Genomic DNA, 23,016 nt, shown 5'->3' on the forward strand with positions numbered 1-23,016 from the left:
GCCTAGACGCCTATAGCCTCTGACCTTCCAGCACCCAGATCGTCTCCGGGAAGCGCCAGGGAAGGATAAGCCCGTGCGTTACGAGGTAGCGCCCACTGACCTCGATGTCTTTTTCTTTCAACAGTGGATTGCCGCGGGAGAGCCTCGGGGCTTCATTCCTATTGGCAAGCGAAACACTGTACATCGCGTCCGGATCCAGTCCTGTCAATCGAACAGGGTGTGGAAGGATCTGGTCGGATGTGCGCGCCAATACCGCAAACACGACGAACCGGCTGCCGTCTCTTGCCATTTGCTGTTCGGCAATGACTGCGGGATCGGAACTGTCCAGGCGATGAATGTCTGCCTGCATTGTCCAGTGCCGATTGGCTTTCCACCAGTTGGTGGCATCGCACAAAGTGGCAGTCTCGGCATCGTCCAGTTCGCGCGGGTCCATCTCGAACCCCATATGCCGCTGGGCTGCGGTCCAGGCGCGGAGTTTCATGTCGAGGACGCGTCCTGACGTGTGGCAGCGCCGTGGGCCGACGTGTGAGCCTGTAACGGAGCCCGGTAAAAAGAGCGCCGCGTCGTGCTGGATCCGCTGGCGTTCCAACGCATCGTTGCTGTCGGACAACCACACACGCTGAGTGCGTTCCAAAATGCCGAAGTCGACACGGGCACCACCGGAGGCGCAACTTTCTATCTCTACATCGGGAAAGTTGGCACGCAACCGATCCAGCAGTTCATAGACGCCAATCGTCTGTGCCGCTGCGACGATCGGCAGAACCCTGTTGTGATCCCATTTGATGTAACCGATGTCGTTGTTTTTCAGGATGTCGGCGATCCGGTCATAGAGATAGGACCTGACGTCCTCACGGGACATGTCCAGCACCAGTTGCTGACGACCGCGCGTCTGGTCCTTGCGGCCCAGAATCCAGTCGGAATGAGCGCGATACAAATCACTGTCCTCATTGATCATTTCCGGTTCGAACCAGATGCCGAATTCCATGCCGAGCGATTTGACGTGATCGATCAACGGGGTCAGCCCATCGGGATATTTCCGGTCGTCGACGAACCAGTCGCCCAGAGAGGAGGTGTCGTCGTCCCTTCGACCGAACCAGCCATCGTCGAGAACAAACCGCTCGGCTCCCAGTTCCGCTGCGTGGCTCGCGATGGATTTTAGCTCGGAGATCTTGTGATCGAAATAGACAGCTTCCCAGCAATTGTAGTGGACGGGTCTGGGCGATCTGGCACCCGTCACCATCCGGTCACGCGCATACCGCTGAAATTGAATTGCAGCGCCGTTGAGCCCTTCGGCCGAATAGGTGGCGTAAAGGGCTGCGCTCTGGAAGGATTTTCCCTTTTCCTTGCTTGAGGAAGCGTGACCGAACTGGATGTGGCGTCGCCCGTCGGCTAGCTCCTCGGCGACCATCTTGTGACCGCCAGACCAGCCATAGTGGAACGAGTAGGCCTCTCCTTGCGTGTTGGTCGTGGCTCCATTGCAGACTATCAGGCCTGGAAAATGGGCATGATCCGTCCGTCCCGTCCGGTTGTCTCTGACACGAGCGCCAGGTGAAAACTGTAGGCGTCTGGTCAGGAACTCGGCACACCATCGCCCGGAAAATTCGATCATCTCACCTGTGTGTGCAGGCACGGGTACGACAGGCGCCGCCAACCAGTCCACCAGGATGACATTCGAACTTTCGAGACGGGTCTGAAGCTTGAAGAGTGACGCTTCGGCCGTCAGTGACAGGTCAAACACAATGGTCAGGCCATGATGACTGTCACTGTATTCAAGTCTCAAGCCGTTTTCAGTTGCGGTTTCGTTTTCGAACAAGAAGGCCGGAACCAGTATATTCCCGTCGGTATCGCGGATCGACAGGCCGGCATGGCCCGTAAATGTTTGCGATGCTTCCGGGCTCAAGCTGATCCCTGCGTTCCGATCCACCATTCCGCCAGTCACATCTGTGAGAGAAGCCGCGGCAAGTAACTGGAGATCGTCTTTGCCCGGTAGAGCCGGGCCCCAATAGATCACTTCCGGCAGGCGGCCCGCAAAGCTGGCGAGAACCAGACTTTGACGGGCATCACCAAGATGCCACGTCTTAGCCTGCATTTCCGGCCTTTCCTGTTGCTTCGGTTGCTGGCTGAACCGCCCGGAGACCGTGGATCATTTCACGGCTCCGAGTGTCAGTCCGGCAATGAAGTGCCGCTGCATCAGGAAGAACATTGCGACAGGTGGCAATGCCGCCACGAGCGAGCCGGCACTCATCAGGTGATAAGCGGCGCGATACTGGGCATTGAAGGATGTGATACCTGCGGTCACCGGCTGGCTTTCGACACCCTGGGTCAACACGACGGCCCAGAAATAGTCATTCCAGATGAAGGTGAAGATCAGCACCGAAAGTGCGGCAATGGCCGGCTTCATCAAGGGCAGAACGACAAACCAGAAGATCCGCCATTCCGCAACGCCTTCAACACGTGCTGCCTCAATAAGCTCGAAAGGCAGTGCGCGGATGAAGTTGCGCATGAAGAGTGTGCAAAAGCCGGTCTGAAAGGCGACGTGGAAGAGCACCAGACCTGTGATCGTATTGTAGAGGCCCATCTGCAATGTCAGATCGCGCACCGGAACCATCAGAATCTGGAACGGCACAAAGTTGCCGGCCACGAACATGAAAAAGATCCAGATGTTCGACTTGAACTTGTAAATCCCAAGCGCAAAGCCGGTCATGCAGGACAGGGCCACGGCTCCGATCACGGTCGGAATGGTGATCTTGAACGAGTTCAGGAGATATTGCGGCATGTCCGAGCCGGTGAAGACCAGCGCATAATTGGTAAAGCCTTCAAAGGACGACGGCCAGCCCCAGTAATTTGCGTTGACGAAATCCGCATCGGGTTTGACGGAGAAGATCGCGACTGCAATCAGAGGCAGCAGCCACAGGATCAGGGCGAAAGGCAGAAGACTTTGATAGGTGATCTGCCAGGCTCGTGGCGAGCGTTCAATAGGTGCCGGAAACATCTCAGCGCGCCCTTTCTTCTTTGTACATCGACCAGAGGAAGTAGGCGATGAAGCCCAGCATGATCAGGAACAGGACGACTGCGATCGAGGCGCCGTAGCCCATGCGGAAACCGTATTCGGAGAGCGCAACTTCGAACATGTAGAAGCTGAGGACGCGGCTTGATCCGAACGGTCCGCCGTTTGTCATGACGGAAATCAGGTCGAAGGATCTCAATGCACCGATGATGGTAACAACGAACGCGATGAATGTTGCAGGCCGCAGCTGAGGCACAATGATGTACCAGAGCATGCGCCAGCCTTTGGCGCCGTCCAGTCGGCCTGCTTCGATCTGTTCGGGGTCAACGGCATTCAGACCCGTAAGGTAGAGGATCATGCAGTAGGCGGTCTGCGGCCATAGGCCCGCAACGATGATGCCGATGGTCACCCAATTTTCATCGCCAAGGATGTTCATAGGGGGCAAACCGACGGAGCCAAGTACAACGTTGAGGATGCCAAATGTCGGGTCATAGAACCATGTGAACACCAGGCCGACAACGACTTGGGAAATCACGAAGGGGAAAAAGAACAGGGACTTGTAAAGTCTGATCCCTGTCACCGTCTGGTTCAGAAACAATGCAATGAACAAACCAGCGGGAATGGCAGCGAGATAGAGCACCAGCCAGATGAGATTGTTCTTCAGAGACGTGTAGAAAGCCTCATCGTAGTAGAGTTCTTCGTAGTTGTTGAGACCAACAAACTCCGCCGCCCCAAGTCCATCCCAACTGAAAAGAGACAGGTTAAAGGACTGAAAGATCGGAAAGATCACATAGAACAGGAAAAACAGAATACCCGGTGCCAAAAACAGCCAGGGTGTCAGCTGCTGCTGATTTCGATGCCACCAGGAGCTTTGGCGGGTTTCTGCGACAGACGCTTGGGCCATTGTCGTTGCTCTTCTCTTGATCCGGCAGAGAGTCAGCTCATGTCACGTGCGCGTTCGCCCGATTATCAAGGGGTCGCCCGTTATCGTCACACGGCCGCGCGCTGCGAAGCCGGTCCCCGAACCTGTCGGAGAAACGATTTGGAAATGGACAGGGTGCAATGGGCACCCTGTCCGGCTCAGATGGTGAGCTTACTTGTAGATGCGCGTTTGAGCGCGATCCAAACGGTCCAGGATCTTGTCGAGATTGTCCGGCTTCACCATGAACTCCTGCAGACCTTCCATGGCAACCTTTGCCATTTCGGCCGGAGCGTCACGGTCAAAGAACTGCGCGACACCACCCGGTGAGTTGGTGGACAGCATCTCGAAGCCCTGCTCAAGGAACTTGTCGCTGTCCACTGAAGACTGGGCGTTGACCGGCAGCTGGCCGAGATTTTTACCGTCGTTGATCCAGGTCTGGACGTCCGGCGACACTGCGAATTTCAGGAATTCACGAGCAGCTTCCTTGTTCTGGGCATTCGTCGGAATATGGAAGGTGTCGGTCGGAGCGTCTTCAGCCTTTTCCACGCCCGGCGTGATTTCTACGAACTGGTAGAAATCGATCTGGTCGTCGGTAAGGCCCGCGTCGCGAAGCGGTGCAACGGCGAAGTTGCCCATCAGGTATGCTGCTGCATCGCCCTTGACCATAAACGGCAGCGCTTCCTGCCAGCTGTAGGTCTGGTGATTGTCAATGAAGGCACCCATGTCGATGAGTTCACGCCAGTTAGCAAATGTCTGACGAACTTCGTCGGACGTCCACTTTGCGTTACCTGTCAGCAGGTCCATGTGGAAGTCGAAGCCGTTGGTGCGCATGTTCAGGTAGTCGAACCAGCCGCCAGCTGTCCAAAGGAACTTGGTGCCGATGGTGTAGCACTTCTTGCCGGCATCGATGATCTTCTGGCAGTTGGCTTTTTCTTCTTCCCAGGTGGTCGGTTCGGAAAGGCCAAGCTCGTCAAAGATGTCTTTGCGATAGTAAACGCCCCACTGATAGTAGGTGTAGGGCACGCCCCACTGCTTGCCATCAATGGTCAAAGCGCCCTTGGTCGAAGCCAGGTTGTCGCCGATTGCCGGATCTGCCCACAGGTCAGAAACGTCTTCGAAAAGGCCGGCTTCAACATAGGGACGCATGCGGTTCGCGGCATACCAGGTTGCAACATCCGGCGCATTTGCGGACAGGAAGTTACGGATCTGGGTCTTGTAGGCCTCGCGATCGATAACTGTCGTCTCGATGTTCAGGTCCGGATTTTTTTCCTGGAACTGCGAAATCATCTTTTCCATGGTCGCGCGCGGCGCCGGATTGGATGTGTCGAGGAAAATTTTCAGATCGCCTGTCAGGCCGTCGGCAGATGCTCCGCCCATTGAGGCAGCCAGAATGGCAAACGCCGCAGCGGACGTTTTCAGCATGGAACGCATGGTGTCCTCCCTTTAGGTTCCATTATGTGAAACTTAGTTTTGTATATTGATACTTTGCTGCGATCAGGTTAGGTTGTCAACAGGTCCGGCGTAAAGAAACGGACCGGGTGGAGGAAAATATGAACAAGCAGGCGACCGGCGACGGTACGGTCGGAAAGGCTCTTGAAGTGCTCGACAAAGTCGCAGCCGTGGGCCGGCCTGTGCGATTTTCCGAGCTGCTTTCCGAAAGCGCGCATCCCAAAGCGACACTCTACCGACTGCTACAGACCCTCGTGAACCAGGGCATGCTGGCTTATGACGACAAGCAGCAGACCTATTCTCTGGGCATCCGTCTCGTAAGGCTGGCGCATGCTGCCTGGAGGCAAAGTTCTATCGCGCCGATTGCGCGCCCTTTTATCTCCGCGCTTTCCGACGAGGTTGGCGAGACGGTCCACCTGGCACAACTGGACAATGGTCAGGTGCTTTATGTCGACAAGCGCAACCCACAGAATGCGATCGACATGTTCTCGCAGGCAGGCAAGGTTGGGCCCGGGCATTGCACGGGTGTCGGTAAAGCTCTGATGGCTTTTCAGGACCCAAGCGAAATCGACCAGATTATTCAGAAACAGTCTTTCTACAGGTATACGCCGGCAACGCTTGTGACTGAGGCAGCGCTCCGTGCGGAACTTGATCAGATCAGGCAGGACGGCATTGCCTTTGACCGGGAGGAGCACGAACCCGGGATCATCTGCATTGCCGCTCCAATCCTGTCCACCAAGGGGCGGCCGGTCGGCGCGCTGTCCGTGACAACTTCAACACAGCGTAAAAATTTGGACGAACTGATGAATGCGCGTCCTGCACTTGAGCAGGCCGCTTCCAAGATTGCCGCGGCAGTCGAAGACTGGCAGTTCCCCGCGTGAACATTTCGGAGGGAGTAGAAACAAGATGTCTGGCGTAACTCTTACAAATGCCGTCAAACAGTATGGCGATCTGCAGGTGATCCATGGAGTGGATCTCCAGATCGAGCATGGTGAGTTTTGCGTCTTTGTCGGGCCTTCCGGCTGCGGCAAATCCACATTGCTCCGGATGATCGCAGGGTTGGAAGAAACAAGCTCCGGCAAGATTGAGATCGGCGGCCGCGACGTTACCAGAGTCGATCCGGCAGAGCGTGGCGTTGCCATGGTGTTTCAGACCTACGCCCTTTACCCGCATATGACGGTTGAAGAGAATATGGGCTTCGGTCTCAAGATGAACGGCCACTCCAAGACCGAGATCCATGAAAAAGTCTCTGAAGCCAGCAGGATCCTGAAGCTAGACCCGTACCTGAAACGCAAGCCGAAAGCGCTGTCCGGCGGGCAGCGTCAGCGTGTGGCAATCGGACGTGCGATCGTCCGCGGCCCGGAAGTGTTTTTGTTCGATGAACCGCTCTCGAACCTTGATGCTGAACTGCGTGTCGACATGCGTGTTGAAATTGCACGTCTGCACAAGGATATCGGCGCGACAATGATCTACGTGACGCATGATCAGGTCGAAGCCATGACGCTTGCCGACAAGATCGTCGTGCTGCGCGGAGGCATCATTGAGCAGGTCGGCTCACCGATGAACCTTTATTCCGACCCGGACAATCGTTTTGTGGCGGGCTTTATCGGGTCACCGAGCATGAATTTCGTTGAAGGCGTAGCAGACGAGGGCGCGGTTGTCGTCCCGGCATTCGGCGATATCAAAGTTCCGACATCTGTTGCTCTACCGGCCAAGGGAGAGAAGGTTCTTGTCGGACTGCGGCCTCAGCATTTCGAAATTACGCCGAGCGAAGAAGGCGCAAAAGTAGATCTTTGCGAACAATTGGGTGGTGTAGCCTACACTTACCTGGTTTGCCCGACTGGTGAGCGCGTCATCGTGGAGACAAAGGGCGAAGATCAACCGCCTGCAGACGGAACAGTTTCGGTCTCGTTCGATCCGGCGTCGGCGATGTATTTCGACATCAAGACAGAAAAACGTCTGCGCTAAGCAGAGAAAACACACCAACTGGCACCAAAGTCCTTCCTCCCGGGCTTTGGCACAAAGTGCACACGACCCCGGCAGTTTGCCGGGGTTTTTTTGAACTGCCGTCGTCTTTAGGTATGCAGTAAATACCTAAAATTGTCGGATTGGCGTTATTACGCTACGTAAAAGCGACAATTGTGACAGAATGTCCTTTCATACTTGACTGTGTCTGCTGCCCTGCGTGGACGGGCTTCTCGAAGAGCGGCGACAAGCCGCCGTCCGAAGCAACACGCATTTAACTGCCGCAGGCGGTTGGGCGGCAAAGTCTGGAGGGAATATTCATGAGTAAAACGAAGAAGATGTTGGATCCAGATCCCCGGATCATGGATTTCGACACAGAATACGAACTGGGCCAGGACAACATTCGCCCGTTCGGTCTTGATTTGCACAATCCGGTCTTCCTGGTTTCGGCGATCGTGATCGTCGGATTCGTTATGGTTGCCTTGGCAAACCAGGAAGCAGCAGCGTCCTTCTTCGGTTGGTTCAGACCCTTCCTGACAAGTACGTTCGACTGGTTTCTCATGATGTCCGTCAACATCATGGTGGTTTTCTGTTTCTTTCTTGCGCTGTCGCCCCTGGGGAAGGTGAGGATCGGCGGCAAGGATGCGGTTCCCGACTATTCCTACGCGGGATGGATCGCGATGCTGTTTTCCGCGGGCATTGGTATCGGACTGTTGTTTTTCGGCGTTCTGGAGCCGATGTACTATTCGATTCCGGAGCTCAACACATTGCCACTCGGGTCCGATCCGTCGCTTCCGGGCAATGAGAACATGGGCATTGTCGGCACCGTCTATCACTGGGGCATCAGTGGTTGGGCGGTCTATGTGGTCGTTGGGCTGTGCCTTGCGATTTTCTGCTACAACCTTGGTCTACCTCTGACGCTGCGGTCGGCCTTTTATCCGATTTTCGGCGAACGCGTTTGGGGGTGGCCAGGTCATGTGATCGACACGCTGGCGGTTTTCGCGACCCTGTTCGGTCTGACCACATCTCTTGGTCTGGGAGCACAGCAGGTTGCTGCCGGTCTGAACGACGTGTTTGGAATTCCGGTCTCAAGTTCACTGGTCGTCTGGCTGATCCTCGGCATCACGGCGATTGCGCTCGGATCCGTGCTTCTTGGCATGGACGCAGGCGTGAAGCGGCTCTCCGAGATCAACATGATCATGGCGGCTTGCCTCTTCGTTTTCGTTCTGCTTGTGGGCCCGACCGTTGACCTCATCGCTCAATTCGGTGGCGTGCTCAAAGACTATGCTGTTGCCTTCGTTCCGCTGTCCAACCCGTTTGGCCGGGATGATTTGGGCTACATGCACGGCTGGACCACCTTCTATTGGGCTTGGTGGATCGCCTGGTCACCATTTGTCGGCATGTTCATCGCGCGTATTTCTAAAGGACGGACCGTTCGTGAGTTCATTCTCTGCGTCTTGATTGCACCCTCACTGGTCTGCGCACTCTGGATGACCGTTTTCGGTGGTCTTGCTCTCGACCAATTGGCGAACGGCTATTCCGGGGCAAAAGACGTGGTGGTGGCCTATCAGCCAGAGCTGTCTCTTTTCCGTATGCTGGATCAGCTGCCGCTCTACAACATTATCGCGCCGATCTCGCTGGTCCTGATCGTGATCTTCTTCGTGACGTCGTCGGACTCCGGTTCGTTGGTCATCGACACGATCACCGCAGGCGGAAAAATGGATGCTCCGGTCGCACAGCGCGTGTTCTGGTGCACATTTGAAGGCCTGGTTGCGATTGCGCTTCTGCTCGGCGGAGGGCTCAACGCACTTCAAGGAGCGGCGGTCTCCATGGGGATTCCCTTCACCCTGGTCGTTCTGGCGATGTGCTATTGCCTCTACAAAGCACTTCGATCGGAACGGCAAAAAATGTGAATTCGACGCAAAAGGCGCGCTACGGCGCGCCTTTTTATTTGGGCGGCCTGCATCTTGCGGCCGCCCAACTTTTTGGCGAGTTGCCAGATAGGCAGAACTCATTGTGTTGTGAGCATGTCACATGGGCCGTGCCAGACTGAATGCCGGGCGCAGTCCTCGTTTCCGGCTGGTTACACCAGAACCCTGAATATCTCTCCGATCGCGCTCCGGGTGGAAAGCGCACGCCTGCAAAACAATGCCTTTCGCGCTTCTGCACCTTGACATGAATACTGATTCAGGTTTCATATTGTTAAGCGTTAGGCGAAACGAAGGCGTTTTCTTCGGGCTGGAAACAATCTGAGGTTACCTGCCGCGCCTTTGCGCAAAACGGGAGGAGCATTCATGACCAAGCAGTTTACCCGCTGGGCACTGCCGCTTTTGGCCGGCCTCGGCCTTGTGGCATCAGGGTTCGTTGGCGCATTTGCAGAAGAAATCAAGATCGCCCATGTCTATGGGAAGACGGGTCCGTTCGAGGCCTATGCCAAACAGTCTCACACGGGCCTGATGATGGGGCTGGAGTTTGCCACCGACGGTACGATGGAGATCGACGGCCGCAAGATCGTGGTCATCGAAAAGGACACCCAGCTGAAACCGGATATCGGGAAAGCAGTCCTTGCGGAGGCCTATGGCGATGACGAAGTGGATCTGGCCGTTGGACCGGTCTCTTCCGGTGTGGCACTCGCTATGCTGCCGGTGGCTGAGGAATATGAGAAGCTGCTTATTGTTGAACCTGCTGTTGCCGATTCCATCACTGGAGAAAACTGGAACCGGTATGTGTTCCGCACCTCCAGGAACTCTTCTCAAGATGCCATCGCAAATGCGGTTGCTCTCGGCCAGGAAGGTGTCTCGGTCGCGACGCTGGCACAGGACTATGCCTTTGGCCGCGACGGTGTCGCTGCGTTTAAGGAAGCTTTGGAAGGCACCGGTGCAAATCTGGTTTTCGAGGAATACGCACCTACGGACACGAAAGACTTCACGGCAAATGCACAACGCATTTTCGATGCGCTGAAGGATGAACCAGGCCGCAAGTTCCTGTTTGTCATCTGGGCCGGGGGCGGCAACCCGATCAGCAAGATCAAGGCAATGGAACCGGAGCGCTTCGGTGTTGAAATCGCGACCGGGGGAAACATTCTGGCTGCCATGAAGGCCTACAAGGAATTGCCGGGCATGGAAGGCGCCACCTATTACTACTACGAAATCCCCAAGAACCCAGTGAACGATTGGTTGGTTGCCGAGCATCAGAAACGGTTTGACGCACCACCGGATTTCTTCACGGCAGGCGGCATGTCGGCAGGTATTGCGATTGTCGAAGGCATCCGTAAAGCCGGTTCGACCGACACAGAAGACCTGATCGCCGCGATGGAAGGCATGGAATTCGAAACGCCAAAAGGCAAGATGATGTTTCGTGCCGAAGATCACCAGGCACTGCAGTCCATGTACCATTTCAAGATCAAGGTCGATCCGGACGTAGAATGGGGTGTGCCTGAACTGGTGCGCGAACTTAAAATAGAAGACATGGATATCCCCGTCCGAAATCAGTGATCCGCACGTGCAGAGGCTATCAGCCTTCGCACAGCTGGCCCCATCACATCTCGCCCCGGCTGGGTGCTCACTGTCCAGCCGGGTCACACTCCGCTAGCTTTTGCCTTTGACCTGACCTGGGAACACGTGCCGTGACCAAGGAACACCCCATTCTTGAAACGAGAGACCTCACAATCCGTTTCGGAGGACATGTTGCGGTCGACCATGTCAGTTGCAGTTTTGACCGGGGAACTCTGACGGCCATCGTCGGGCCCAACGGGGCCGGTAAAACCACCTATTTCAACCTGATTTCAGGTCAACTTTCTGCCACGAGCGGAAGCGTTTGGCTGAATGGCGAGACCATCACCAGACTGTCGGTTCCAGAACGCACCGACAGGGGAATCGGCCGGGCTTTTCAGCTGACCAATCTCTTTCCGACCTTGAGTGTGCGGGAAAACGTCCGGCTGGTCGCTCAGGCCAAGGCTCGAAAGGGTTTTGATCTTTTTTCCATTGCCGAAAGCCACGTTGAATTGCTTGAGCGCGCCGACCACGTACTTTCCGAAGTCCGGCTCATTGATCAGGCCGAACAGCTCGTGTCGGCCTTGCCGCATGGTGACCAGCGTAAGCTGGAGGTTGCGCTCTTGATCGCACTTGGCCCTCAGGTGCTCATGTTTGACGAGCCTACAGCGGGCATGAGCGTTGATGAAGTGCCGGTCATCCTGGAACTGATCCAGAAACTCAAAGCCGATATGGATCGCACGATCCTGCTCGTCGAACACAAAATGGATGTGATCCGAACACTCGCTGACAGGATCATCGTTCTGCACAACGGTGCTCTGGTCGCAGATGGCGAACCGGCGGAAGTGATCGCGTTACCCATCGTCCAGGAAGCTTATCTTGGCAAAGCGCCTGCAGAACCTGCGGAGGTGGCGTAGTGTCCGATACTTTGCTTTCGCTCTCTGGCGTTCACACCCATATCGGGCCTTACCACATTTTACAGGGGGTGGACCTTCTCGTTCCCGAAGGTGGCGTTACCGTGCTGCTTGGGAGAAACGGTGCCGGAAAGACCACGACTTTGCGGACCATCATGGGACTGTGGACCGCAAGCCAGGGGGACATCCGGTTTGGGGATCATGTCATCACCAAGCTGGCAACGCCGGAGATTTCGAGGCGTGGTATCGCGTTTGTGCCCGAAGATATGGGTATCTTTACCGATTTGACCGTCGCCGAAAACATGATGCTTGCCGCATCGAACGGTCCGATCGACGAAAAACGCCTTTCCTGGATAACCGATCTGTTTCCGCCAATCGGCACTTTCTGGAAATCGTCTGCCGGTACCTTGTCCGGAGGACAGAAACAGATGCTGTCTGTCGCGCGCGCAATCATCGAACCCCGACGCCTGATCCTCATTGATGAGCCGACCAAGGGTCTCGCTCCTGCGATCATCAAGTCGATGACGGATGCGCTGAAGGAGTTGAAGGAAACGGATACCACCATCCTTCTCGTTGAGCAGAATTTCGCGATGGCCTCCAGCATTGGCGACACTGTTGCCGTCATGGATGACGGTCGCATCATTCACTCCGGCGACATGCAGGAACTTGTTGAAGACACGGCCCTTCAGGAAAAGCTGATGGGACTTACGCTGGAGGTCCATCAATGAGCGACACTTCGATCAAACCGCGTATCGAGAAAGTTCCGCTGAGCGAACTGTTCTTCCAGAAACTGCCTGTCATGCTGGTTCCCTTGCTGGCTTTAGCAGGACTGCTTGCCATCGGAAATCCGGCAAGTTGGCTGACACTGACTGTCGCAGGTCTTGCCATGGGCATGATGATTTTCATTATGGCCTCGGGTTTGACAGTGGTTTTCGGGCTTATGGACGTCATCAATTTCGGTCACGGGGCCTTCGTGGCGATCGGGGCCTTTGTGGGCTTCACGGTTCTGGCGTGGCTCGCGGGCTGGACGGAATCGCCGAGCGTCCTCCTAAATCTTTTCGCCGTTCTGATCGCGATCCTTGCCGCCATGCTGGTGACCGGATTGCTTGGATATGCATTTGAACGGGTCATCGTAATGCCGGTCTACGGCGAACACCTGAAGCAGATCCTCGTTACCATGGGTGGGCTGATTGTTGCCCAGCAGATGATCTACGTCGTCTGGGGGCCGGATGAACTTCATATTTCGCGTCCCGAAGCCTTCCAGGGCTCACTCATATTTGGCGAGGCCGCGATCGAAAAATACAGGCTTGTCGCCGTTGGCATAGGGTTGGCGTTGTTCCTGGCCATGCGGCATATCCTGCAAAACACCAAAGTCGGCCTGCTGGTTCGTGCCGGTGTTGAAAACGGCGAGATGGTCGAAGCTCTTGGCTATCGGATCCGCCGCCTTTTCCTGATCGTTTTCATGACCGGATCGGCATTGGCCGGATTGGGCGGTGTCATGTGGGGCCTCTATCAGGAAACAATTACCGCTCACATGGGCTCGGAGATCATGGTTCTTGTTTTCATCGTGGTGATCATCGGCGGATTGGGTTCTGTGGAAGGTTGTTTCATCGGAGCGCTCATGGTTGGCCTCCTGGCCAATTACACAGCCTTTCTGGCTCCAAAGGTGGCTTTGATTTCGACCATCGCTCTGATGGTGGTGATCCTGATGTGGCGACCTCAAGGCCTTTATCCGGTCGTCAAGGCAAAGTAGGGCGGGCGAAAAGCATGTTGACGAAACTTCTTTCCGGTGACACGCCACGCAGTAGCCTTTTGACGGTTATCCTGCTGATCGTGCTGGTTTGCCTGGCGTTTGCTCCATTTCTTTTTCCAGGAACAAAGTCGCTGGAGACGGCGGCAAGGATCTGCATCTTCATCGTGCTGGTTGCCAGCTACGATTTGTTGCTCGGCTATGCGGGGATCGTGTCTTTTGCGCACACGATGTTTTTCGGGATTGGGGCCTACGGGACGGCCCTGGCTCTTTCCGCAACGGGACCAAGCTATGTCTCACTTGCCTGGGGAACTTTGGCCGGCGCTGTTCTGGCAGCGGTTTTCGCACTTGCCATCGGCCTCTTCTCTTTGCGGGTGAAGGCAATATTCTTTGCGATGGTAACGTTGGCGGTCGCGAGTGCCTTTGCCGTTCTGGTATCGCAAATGTCCTGGCTGACAGGTGGTGAAGATGGCTTGAACTACAAGATCCCACGGGAGTTCACGCCCGCTTTCAAGCTCGTCGAGGAGAAGGTCCTTGACGTTCGGATCAATGGCAAGTTGCTCGCCTACTATCTTGTCTTCTTTGCATCCGCATTCCTGTTCCTGGTCATGCTGAGGATCGTCAATTCCCCCTTCGGGCGAACCCTGAAGGCGGTGCGTGACAATGCCTTCAGGGCAGAAGCAATCGGTTATCGTGTCGTCTGGTATCGAACCACAGCAACCGTGCTTTCCGCGGTGATGGCGGCACTGGCGGGTTCCCTGCTCGCTGTCTGGCTGCGCTACACAGGTCCTGCAACAACCCTCTCAATGGAAATCATGATCGACATTCTCTTGATGGTCGTGATAGGAGGCATGGGCACGCTCTATGGTGCAGTGTTGGGGGCAACGCTGTTCATACTGGCGCAAACCTATCTGCAGAATCTGATGGGTATCGCTTCGGAAGCCACCAGCGCGGTGCCATTTCTCTCAACGCTGGTTGCACCGGAACGCTGGCTGCTCTGGCTGGGGGTGTTGTTTGTTTTGTCGGTGTATTTCTTCCCGTCGGGGATCGTCGGGCGATTGAGGGCAGGGCGTGCGTGAGCACCAATTCGCTTTATATCCGGGATGAGGGAAACGGCCGGCCACTGGTGCTGGTGCATGGATGGTCTTGTCCCGGGCAGTTCTTTGAAGCTCAGTCACTTGCCCTGAAAATGCACGCCCGCTGCATTGTCCCGGATCTTCCCGGTCACGGTAGAACCGGGAGCTATTCCTCACTGAGTATCGAAGCGTCTGCCGATGCGCTTTACGAGTACCTGCTTGCCGAAGACCTCAGTGATATTGTGCTGTGCGGCTGGTCGATGGGCGCGCTGGTGGCTTATTCCTTGATAGAGCGCCATGGCCCGGACCGATTGTCTTCGGTCGTTGCCATCGACATGACGCCGAAAGTCCTTAATGACGCAGCCTGGTCAAATGGTACGCTGAATGGTCTGGACGCTTCTCAGAACGCGCACGTGATCGAGGGGATTGTTGCCGATTGGTCCAAGCTTCCGGGTCGGATTGCGCGACGCTTATTTGCAGCTGGCCTGCCGATTGATCCGGAGTTGGTCAAAAGGGTTGCCACGGAAATTGCGCATGAGGACCCAAGATTGCTGCGGCAAATGTGGGTGTCGCTGACAGCGCAGGACTTCAGGCCATTGCTGAAGTCCTTCCCGCTTCCCCTTCATCTTGCTTCAGGCGCGCGCAGCCAGCTTTACGGTTGCGGGGTCCGCCAATGGCATGAGGACAATGTGCCCGATCTTCGTTTGCACCAGTTCAAGGATGCCGGACATGCTCCGCATCTGGAGCAGACGAAGGCGTTCAATCAGTTTCTCCTGGATGTCGTTCTCTCGGACTGATGCCACGTCTCGGATCAGTGCCCATTGCCAAACTTTGACAGAACAAACCCAATAACCCGGTCAAGAAACGTAAGCACGAGAAACACCGCCAACAGGCCGATGAAAAAGCGCATGTCCGTAAGCAAGGTTCCCTTTGTCAGCTCAAGCATGCGTACGCTCGAATTGGCATAGATCCAGACATAGTAAGCGGTTGCCGCAAGTGCTCCGGTCAGAACGAGAGACACCAGGATCGTCTGCCAGGCTGGTTTTTGAGGTGTCTCGCTCATTTCAAGATCCTCGCGGTTGCCAGATCCACTTTGAAGACCATCAGGTCATCCAGTCTTTCGACTTCGCCCTCAATCTCGATATAGAGCGCGAGCAGCGACTTGATTTCGTCACCAAGAAGATTGCCGTCCTTGTCGGCCATCATGAAAAAGTTGCGGTTTTCGACGGAGCCGGACGAAACGAAAACCGGCGGAATACCCCCAGTCAGGCAAAGATCGGCACAGGCCTTGTGAGCAAGGCCCCGGCCTGGCCGCATAGCGCCGGCGTAGCACTTGCCGTCACAGATCTCGCCGGCGAGTTTCCAGCGGCCAAGTGGAACCGCCTCGCTGGGTGAAAATTCTGCGGTTTCACCTTCAACGGCCTCAACGCGACCGACCTGAACCATTGTCAGGTCGCCCCGATTTACCGGAACACCGCGTATTGAAACGGTAGTCCCCTTATGGGTTTCAGCCTGATTGAAGACGCCCCGCTTGCCTTGACCGGCCAACATGTAGGTTTTTGCGGGCGCTTCTTCATTGGCCGGCACCCGAAACACCGGGTATGGCCTCAATTCCAATATGCCCGCGGTTTCAAATCGGTTTCCCCACTGGAAGCCACCGGCACCAGGGTCGTTTTGCGTGGAGGAAAGAGCCAGTGCGGCGAGACCGAGACCCGCAACGAAGCAGACGGAGAAAACCCCCAGGAACATTACAAGAGTTTTGGGGACCGCGTTCAGATAGCCGACAAAAAACGGCGCGTCTTTGGTCTGTCTCCAGGTCATGCCGCTTCTCCTATCTCAACGGGCTCGACATAGGTGCCCGGTGGTTGAGGATTGGGGTCGAGCAGAACGGTCGATCCGATCAGTTTGAGCCGGTAGGTCGAAATCTTCTCTGTGAAAGGTTCGGGCGCACGTCCGTCGGCGAGATTGTACTGGTAGCCGTGCCAGGGGCAGGTAATGCATCCCCAAAGTACCTTGCCTTCGCCGAGCGGGCCGTTCTGGTGTGCACAGGCGTTGGTGATCGCCGACAGCTTGCCATCATATTTGAAGATTGCGACGCGCTCGTCCTCAGTGAGGGTGACGACCTTTGCGCAATCGTCGTCGATCTCTTCCAGCTCTCCGGCAACGACCCATCCGGCCTCCTGGAGCGAGGCCTTCGCCGTTGCCTCACCGCGTTCCCTTCGAGCTTCCATGCGTCCGGTCGCAAAATGCAGGCCGCAGACAAGAACAACGCTGGCTGCCACAACACTGGTGAAGATCGGGTCTGCCGGGCCTTGCAGAGCTCCCAGGGCAACATGAAGCACAACGAAGGTATAAGCGGCATAGATGGACATATGCAGCGCTTTCCAGATTGGTGCTCCCAGAAAACTCAGCCAGAAGTCATGGCTGGTTGCTGCCAGGACAAACAGGATTATCAAGGCCGCAATGCCAAGGGCTTCGAAAGGGAAGCCGAGCAGCTGCCCATAGTTGGTGTTGGAGTTCAGCAAGGCGACATAGCGGTCCGTCGGCGAAAAATTGAAGTACCATGTCAGCACATAGTTCGCGTGGACGGCGGCAATGCCAGCGGTCATGACACCGAAGTGGCGGCGATTATAGAGCAATGGCAGGAACCGGCGGTCGAGACGAGCGAGAGGTCCGATGCACAAGATCACCGTCAGCATTAAAAACGCGCAGCTTCCGAAGGCGCGCATTCTCAAGATAGCGCCATCAATCGGCTTGGTAACATCTTCAAACATCGGGCCGACACGAATGAAGATGTAGAGATAAAGAGCAACTGCAATCAGCAGCACTGCATCATAGAAGATCTTGTTCCGGTTCCAGATGACGGGCGTATATTGAACACTCATTGCGCTGCCTCCCCGGAGCCGCTTTCTGGGGCTTCGATCAAGACGGCCGGACGGTCAACCGGAGGTGTTTGGCGCAAGGCGAGAATCGTGAAGAAAACGAGAGGAAGCAAGATGCCAAGAATTGTCCAGATCCTGGCATGAGCTGTACGGTGGGCACGTTTCATCGCCTCGCCTCCCCGTGCTTTTCAAGCACGAACCAACGATAGAGAACCAGAGGCCAGATCAGGCAGATACCCGGAATGAGCAGAGGCCGGAAGGCGTAAGACCCGCGCGAGGACGGCTCTATCCGGTCAATACCGATTACCAGGAACAGGAGCGCAACAACACCACCTGCCATCAGGTAGTACCGGCCTATTTCGATCAATAATTCTGCTGTTTGCAATTTGCGGCTCCAGCTTTTTCAACTTTGCGTCTTGTCACCCCGGTCAAGCGGCCGGTGTCCAGTAAACACCAGCCGTTTGTCGTTTGCACCGGTAAAGACCGTTGGCAGTCGGCATCCGGTTTTGTCTCAGCGCAAGCACGGATGACAAAGTTATGACCTCCTCAAACCAGATCGGCGTCGGTGATGATTTCCACCAGAGACGGGCCATTGTGCGCGATTGCCTCGGCAATGGCACTCTTCAGATCGGTGCTGTCGGTTACTCTGTGACCTTGTCCACCGCAAAGGCGCGCAAAGGCCGCGAAGGACGGATTGGTGAGGTTGGTTTCCCAGACAGGCCATTCACCGGAACGCTGTTCCTTCGAGATCTTGCCGAGCTCGGAGTTGTTCAGAAGGATATGCGTGATGTTCATCCCGTATTTTACGGCGGTGGTGAATTCCATCGCGTATTGACCGAAGCCGCCGTCTCCGGAGATCGAGATGACCTTGCGGCCCCGATACTGTTTGAAGTCCTGGGTGGCGCACCAGGCGCCAATAGCTGCAGGCAGGCCAAAGCCGATTGAACCGAGATAGCCGGACATCAAAATACGCTGACCGCGCGGTTCAAAATAGCGGCCGAAGGAATAGGTGTTGTTTCCGACATCGACGGGAATGATCGCGTCTTCCGGGCACACTTCACTCAAGACCTTGAAGATTGCCGCCGAGTGTATGCCCTGGCCGCGCTCTTCAGTAAGCCGGCGCTCCTTTTCCTCACGCCAGATCTGCCAGCGTTCCACGAGTTCGGAAACCTGATCGTCAGCGTCCGGTCTCTTTGCCACCTGTGGAAGGACTGCTTCACAGAAAGTCCCGATCTCTCCCCAGACCGGCAAGGTGACAGGATGGAATTTTCCGAGTTGCATGCGTTCAAAGTCGACCTGAATGATCGGCTTGTAGGGTGCAATGCCGGTGTGGTTAGCAAAAGAAGATCCAAGAGAAACAATCAGGTCCGCCTCGTTCATGAACCAGCTTGCAATCGGTGTTCCGGATCGGCCAAGAACGCCGGCGGCAAGCGGGTGCGTATCCGGGATCAATCCCTTGCCCTTGAATGTCGTCATCACCGGTGCGCCGATTTTCTCGGCGAGCGCGATTACCTTGTCTCTGACATCCTTGGCGCCATAACCAAGCACGATCGCAGGGCGCTTTGCACCGTTGATCATTTCCATTGCTTTGGCCAGGTCATCTGACGAGGGTGTCACCTCCGAGCCGCCAATTCGCCCGTCAGGAGATCCGGCGTCTTTCTCGCTCGGGATCGTCTGGACGTCGTCTGGAAAGATCAGGTTTGAGACATCCCGTTCAACGATTGCCGTCTTGAGCGCCAGTGACATGAGCTCTGCATGGTTGGAGGTGCTGAGGACGGGCTGCGAGAAACGCGATACAGCGTCGAAGGCCGATTTAAGATCAATGTCCTGAAATGCGCCTGGTCCGAAGACCTGCGTCTGGACCTGGCCGGTCAGGGCCAGAACCGGTGCCCGGTCCACCTTCGCATCCCAAAGACCTGTCAAAAGATTTGTCGCGCCCGGCCCAGCAATTGTCAGACAACCCGCCGGCATGCCTGTCAACTTGCCATAGGCAGATGCTGCGAATGCCGCAGCGCCTTCGTGCCGGATACCGACATAGCCAAGTTTGCCCCTGTTGACCTGGAGGCGAATGGCATCTGCAAGCCCGAGGTTGGAGTGGCCAACCATGCCAAAGACACGTTTGACGCCCCAATTCACCATGGTCTCAGCCATCACGTCGGTGACTGTCCGCTCGTGCTCCGGTTCAGCTTCTATCCCGACAAAAATCTCGCCGTTCTCGATCTTGAGCGGGTAAACCTTCTGGCCTGAGTCTTCGTGGCCGCCGGGAGGGGCACCGGTCAGCGGGTCGAAATCCCATCCGTGCCACGGGCACCGGATCCAGCATTTGCCGTCGGTGCCCTTTTCAATCGAGCCCTCCCCGAGGGGGCCGCGCTGATGCGGGCAATGATTGTCCATCGCGGCCCATTGGCCGTCGAAATGCGACAAGCAGATGGAGGTGGTTCTTGCGGTGACGGTCTTGACCCGGCCTTCCGGCAGATCATCAATATGTGCGACCTTGATCCAGTCGAGATTTTGAGCGTCCATTTGCTGGTCTCCCTAGAAGTCGGTCCGTGTCATGCTACGCCGCCATAGGCGACGCCTGAAAGATCCGCAATTTCCCGTTTCCAGGTTGTCAGATCCTCCTCACAAAACTGGTTGAGGTGAGAATAGCCGCAGGCGCGCGCCATCACCTGCATCAGCTCCACAGAGGCATCAAAGAAATTGGTCAGCTGTCGGGCTGACTTCTCGATTTGCAGGCGATTGACCAAATGAGGTTTTTGCGTCGCGATCCCAACAGGACAATTGTTGGTGTGACAGGCACGCATTGCAATGCAACCGATCGCTTGCATGGCCGAGTTGGAAATGGCAACGGCATCTGCGCCGAGGGCCAGTGCCTTAAGGAAGTCAGCCGGTTTGCGAAGGCCGCCCGTGATCACCAGGGTCACATCGCGCCGTCCGAGCCTGTCCAGATGCCGCCGGGCGCGGGCAAGGGCCGGAATAGTCGGCACCGAGATGTTGTCCCGGAAAATGATCGGGGCCGCGCCCGTACCACCACCCCGGCCGTCCAGAATGATGTAGTCAACGCCAACTTCCAGCGCGGCATCAATGTCCTTCTCGATGTGCTGGGCCGACAGCTTGTAACCGATCGGTATGCCGCCGGTGCGGCTGCGAACTTCGTCGGCAAATTCCTTAATCTGCGAAACTTCCGTCCAGTCGGGGAAACGCGGAGGAGAGATCGCGTCCTCTCCTTCATTCAATCCGCGAACCTCTGCGATCTTGCCCTTCACTTTTGAACCGGGCAAATGGCCGCCCGTGCCGGTCTTGGCACCTTGGCCACCCTTGAAATGGAAGGCTTGCACCTTGTTGAGTTTGTCCCACTCGAAGCCGAAACGTGCTGAAGCCAACTCATAGAAATATCGCGAATTCGCTGCCTGTTCTTCTGGCAACATGCCGCCTTCACCTGAGCAGATGCCGGTGCCGGCAAGTTCGGCACCGCGCGCCAATGCGACCTTTGCCGGTTCGGACAATGCGCCATAACTCATGTCCGAAACGAAGAGCGGTATCTTTAGGCGCAGCGGTTTTTGGGCATTGGGTCCAATCACCACATCCGTTCCGACCGGATCATCGTCCAGAAGAGGCGGGCGGTGCAGCTGAGCAGTCAGAATTTGAATGTCGTCCCAGTCGGGCAACTGCGTTCTCGGTACGCCCATTGCGTCGACCCGCCCGTGATGGCCGGTTTTGGTGAGGGCGTCACGGGCGTATTGCTGGATGAGGCCATTATAGGGTTCTTCTTCCGTGCCGTGGCTGGTGTCGGCATAAAGGCCGAGATACTGGTCGCGGTTGAAGGGTTGCGGATGCTCTTTTGCCCATGCGGCAATCTCGTCTTCATCGACAACAACTTTGTCGTCCTCGATCCAGCTGGAAAACTTCGGAAGAACTTCGGAGTTGTTGTATTCGGAGACGCCGCTATCGAGCCGGTAATCCCAGTAGTGCAGCCCGCAAATCAGATTGTCGCCGTCGACATATCCATCCGACATCAGAGCACCACGATGGAGGCAGCGCCCATAGAAAACAGAGACATCGTCGTCGAACCGGACGACAACCAGATCAACGTTTGCGACAAGCGCATATTGAGGGTCCCGGTCTGCCAGTTCGCTCAGATTTGCTACCACTGTCTTCTTCATTTTTTCCCCGGCTACCGGCTCTATTGCCTTGGCTTATTGAAAATGTGCGCCATCAGTCTGGCTGTGTTTCCGGCCGCATCGATGGAACACTGACCATCTCCGCAGCTTCATCTTGTTTTGACATGCGTGCACCGTACCACTTGGCAAACGGTACCGCCGTCACGCCGTGAAGCACAGCACTGATCCAGACGGCGTTGACGGCAAGGTTGAGCAGCTGCTCACCGATTTCATGATCGATCTGATCAACGACGAGCAGGGCAAACAGAGCCGTCGCCAGGCCACGCGGGCCGAACCAGCCAAAGAAGAGTTTTGTCAGAGGCGAAGCGTCCGTGCCACTGAGCGACAGCCAAACGGCAAGCGGGCGCACAACAAAGAGGCTGATCAGGATGATTGCCAGGCTTCCACCGTCAAGATGGGCAATTGCAGTTGGAACGAGGGCAAGACCAATCAGGAAAAAAGCGCCCCAGGCCAGCATCTGGCCTTCGCTTTCAGTGAATTCGTAAATGAATGCGCACTGGCCCTTGATGACATTGCCGAAGAAGAGGCCGGCAACAAATGCTGAGATAAAGCCGTTGCCGTCGACAAGACCGGCGGCCAGATAGGCGCCACCTGCCATGGCGATAGCGCCAATACCTTCAATAGTCGCCGTCGTCATCTTGCGCTGTTTCGCCGCCAGGAACAAAATGCCGCCGACCGCGCCAACAACACCTCCGACAAGCGGCCCCAATACAACCTGTTTTGCGCCGAAGACCAGCCAGTTCGTTGCGGTGGGCTGCATCATTTCACCTGCGAGGCTGGCAAAGAGCAGTATTACGGGTAATGCCAGACCGTCGTTCAGTCCGCTTTCCAGCGTAAGCGCTCTGCGCACCCGCTCAGGAACGGCCTTGTTGGTGACGACGGCTTGCCCAAGAGCAGCATCGGTTGGTGCGAGGAGAGCTGCGGCCAGGGCTGCTACGATCAAGGGTTCCGCGGAGAAGAATGGCGCTGCTGCCGCTGTGCCCAGAAACACTGCCAACGGAAGGCCGATAAGCAGCATGCGCAGCGGCCATTGGTGGCGTTTTCGAATGGCTTGCAGGTTGATCTGGGCAGCGTCCAGGAACAGCAGAATGATCAACGCAAGTTCGGCCACGATATGCAGCAGATGCTCTGCGTCCTGAAAGGGAAACATCCCTGTCTGGGACATCAGAAAGCCGAAGCCCAGAAACAGCATCGGCGCCGTTAAAATGCTTTTGGAAAGCGTTTTTGCCAGCAAGGTGTAACTCACCGTAAACATTGCCAGCATCAAAAGACCGGTGGCCATAAATGCACTCTCTCCCAAAGCCCACGGCGGTATTTAGGCTCGATGGCACCGCAGGCTCAAATCATAACCCGATGACACTCGTGTGTGGCAACTGTGA

The 23,016-nt window shown here is 56.1% G+C and carries 21 protein-coding genes; 9 read left to right on the forward strand and 12 right to left on the reverse strand.

Translation table 11 applies throughout. The features are described from left to right. Positions 1-10 precede the first annotated feature (10 nt). The 4 genes from ACZ1HV_RS20220 to ACZ1HV_RS20235 all read right to left on the reverse strand — a co-directional run bounded on the left by ACZ1HV_RS20220 (position 11) and on the right by ACZ1HV_RS20235 (position 5,360). Positions 11-2,089, reverse strand: a complete 2,079-nt coding sequence (locus tag ACZ1HV_RS20220) for an alpha-galactosidase (RefSeq protein ID WP_298822366.1) — start codon at positions 2,087-2,089, stop codon at positions 11-13. A 54-nt stretch (positions 2,090-2,143) separates the two neighbouring features. Then, on the reverse strand, positions 2,144-2,992 hold the full coding sequence (locus ACZ1HV_RS20225) for a carbohydrate ABC transporter permease (protein ID WP_298822365.1): 849 nt from the start codon (positions 2,990-2,992) through the stop codon (positions 2,144-2,146). Between the two features lies 1 nt (position 2,993). Next, the gene (locus ACZ1HV_RS20230; protein WP_298822364.1) at positions 2,994-3,911 is read right to left on the reverse strand and encodes a carbohydrate ABC transporter permease; all 918 of its coding nucleotides are present in this window, start codon (positions 3,909-3,911) and stop codon (positions 2,994-2,996) included. 189 nt (positions 3,912-4,100) lie between these two features. After that, positions 4,101-5,360: an ABC transporter substrate-binding protein gene (locus ACZ1HV_RS20235; protein WP_298822363.1), complete on the reverse strand. Its 1,260-nt coding sequence runs from the start codon at positions 5,358-5,360 to the stop codon at positions 4,101-4,103. A gap of 119 nt (positions 5,361-5,479) precedes the next feature. On the opposite strand from ACZ1HV_RS20235, the gene ACZ1HV_RS20240 reads away from it, so the two are divergent. From ACZ1HV_RS20240 to ACZ1HV_RS20280, 9 genes are all read left to right on the forward strand, one after another. Then, the gene (locus ACZ1HV_RS20240; protein WP_152500043.1) at positions 5,480-6,259 is read left to right on the forward strand and encodes an IclR family transcriptional regulator; all 780 of its coding nucleotides are present in this window, start codon (positions 5,480-5,482) and stop codon (positions 6,257-6,259) included. Between the two features lie 25 nt (positions 6,260-6,284). Then, a complete protein-coding gene (locus tag ACZ1HV_RS20245; protein WP_298966283.1) occupies positions 6,285-7,346 on the forward strand; it encodes an ABC transporter ATP-binding protein in 1,062 nt (353 codons plus the stop codon). Between the two features lie 317 nt (positions 7,347-7,663). Further along, entirely contained in the window at positions 7,664-9,256 is a 1,593-nt protein-coding gene (locus tag ACZ1HV_RS20250; RefSeq protein WP_298822361.1) for a BCCT family transporter, read from the forward strand. Between the two features lie 381 nt (positions 9,257-9,637). Beyond that, positions 9,638-10,837, forward strand: coding sequence for a substrate-binding domain-containing protein (locus ACZ1HV_RS20255; RefSeq protein WP_298822360.1), 1,200 nt, complete (start codon positions 9,638-9,640; stop codon positions 10,835-10,837). Positions 10,838-10,968: 131 nt separating this feature from the next. After that, positions 10,969-11,751 carry an ABC transporter ATP-binding protein gene (locus tag ACZ1HV_RS20260; protein WP_298986055.1) on the forward strand — a complete coding sequence of 261 codons (783 nt, stop codon included), beginning with the start codon at positions 10,969-10,971 and terminating at the stop codon, positions 11,749-11,751. Further along, positions 11,751-12,476, forward strand: coding sequence for an ABC transporter ATP-binding protein (locus ACZ1HV_RS20265; RefSeq protein ID WP_472716118.1), 726 nt, complete (start codon positions 11,751-11,753; stop codon positions 12,474-12,476). Before ACZ1HV_RS20260 ends, ACZ1HV_RS20265 begins: the two co-directional genes overlap by 1 nt. Then, on the forward strand, positions 12,473-13,501 hold the full coding sequence (locus tag ACZ1HV_RS20270; RefSeq protein WP_472716119.1) for a branched-chain amino acid ABC transporter permease: 1,029 nt from the start codon (positions 12,473-12,475) through the stop codon (positions 13,499-13,501). The genes ACZ1HV_RS20265 and ACZ1HV_RS20270 overlap by 4 nt, the downstream gene beginning before the upstream one ends. A 14-nt stretch (positions 13,502-13,515) precedes the next feature. Further along, positions 13,516-14,577, forward strand: a complete 1,062-nt coding sequence (locus ACZ1HV_RS20275) for a branched-chain amino acid ABC transporter permease (RefSeq protein ID WP_472716120.1) — start codon at positions 13,516-13,518, stop codon at positions 14,575-14,577. After that, positions 14,574-15,371, forward strand: coding sequence for an alpha/beta fold hydrolase (locus ACZ1HV_RS20280; protein WP_472716121.1), 798 nt, complete (start codon positions 14,574-14,576; stop codon positions 15,369-15,371). The genes ACZ1HV_RS20275 and ACZ1HV_RS20280 overlap by 4 nt, the downstream gene beginning before the upstream one ends. 14 nt (positions 15,372-15,385) lie before the next feature. Here the strand turns inward: ACZ1HV_RS20280 and ACZ1HV_RS20285 are convergent, their stop codons facing one another. The 8 genes from ACZ1HV_RS20285 to ACZ1HV_RS20320 all read right to left on the reverse strand — a co-directional run bounded on the left by ACZ1HV_RS20285 (position 15,386) and on the right by ACZ1HV_RS20320 (position 22,919). Further along, complete coding sequence (locus ACZ1HV_RS20285; protein WP_472716122.1) at positions 15,386-15,637, reverse strand: hypothetical protein; 252 nt, start codon at positions 15,635-15,637, stop codon at positions 15,386-15,388. After that, the gene (locus ACZ1HV_RS20290; RefSeq protein WP_472716123.1) at positions 15,634-16,395 is read right to left on the reverse strand and encodes a hypothetical protein; all 762 of its coding nucleotides are present in this window, start codon (positions 16,393-16,395) and stop codon (positions 15,634-15,636) included. The genes ACZ1HV_RS20285 and ACZ1HV_RS20290 overlap by 4 nt, the downstream gene beginning before the upstream one ends. Continuing rightward, positions 16,392-17,459 (reverse strand): Rieske 2Fe-2S domain-containing protein, encoded by a 1,068-nt coding sequence (locus tag ACZ1HV_RS20295; protein ID WP_298966301.1) that lies wholly within the window; start codon positions 17,457-17,459, stop codon positions 16,392-16,394. The genes ACZ1HV_RS20290 and ACZ1HV_RS20295 overlap by 4 nt, the downstream gene beginning before the upstream one ends. Further along, complete coding sequence (locus tag ACZ1HV_RS20300; RefSeq protein ID WP_298822351.1) at positions 17,456-17,623, reverse strand: hypothetical protein; 168 nt, start codon at positions 17,621-17,623, stop codon at positions 17,456-17,458. The genes ACZ1HV_RS20295 and ACZ1HV_RS20300 overlap by 4 nt, the downstream gene beginning before the upstream one ends. After that, the gene (locus ACZ1HV_RS20305; protein WP_472716124.1) at positions 17,620-17,841 is read right to left on the reverse strand and encodes a hypothetical protein; all 222 of its coding nucleotides are present in this window, start codon (positions 17,839-17,841) and stop codon (positions 17,620-17,622) included. The genes ACZ1HV_RS20300 and ACZ1HV_RS20305 overlap by 4 nt, the downstream gene beginning before the upstream one ends. A 161-nt stretch (positions 17,842-18,002) precedes the next feature. Continuing rightward, positions 18,003-19,979 (reverse strand): thiamine pyrophosphate-dependent enzyme, encoded by a 1,977-nt coding sequence (locus ACZ1HV_RS20310; protein WP_472716125.1) that lies wholly within the window; start codon positions 19,977-19,979, stop codon positions 18,003-18,005. A 29-nt stretch (positions 19,980-20,008) separates the two neighbouring features. Next, the gene (locus ACZ1HV_RS20315; protein ID WP_472716126.1) at positions 20,009-21,619 is read right to left on the reverse strand and encodes a glutamate synthase-related protein; all 1,611 of its coding nucleotides are present in this window, start codon (positions 21,617-21,619) and stop codon (positions 20,009-20,011) included. Between the two features lie 52 nt (positions 21,620-21,671). Then, positions 21,672-22,919 carry a cation:proton antiporter domain-containing protein gene (locus ACZ1HV_RS20320; RefSeq protein WP_298822347.1) on the reverse strand — a complete coding sequence of 416 codons (1,248 nt, stop codon included), beginning with the start codon at positions 22,917-22,919 and terminating at the stop codon, positions 21,672-21,674. Positions 22,920-23,016 lie beyond the last annotated feature (97 nt).

Source organism: Roseibium sp. JB4-4, assembly GCF_055693425.1.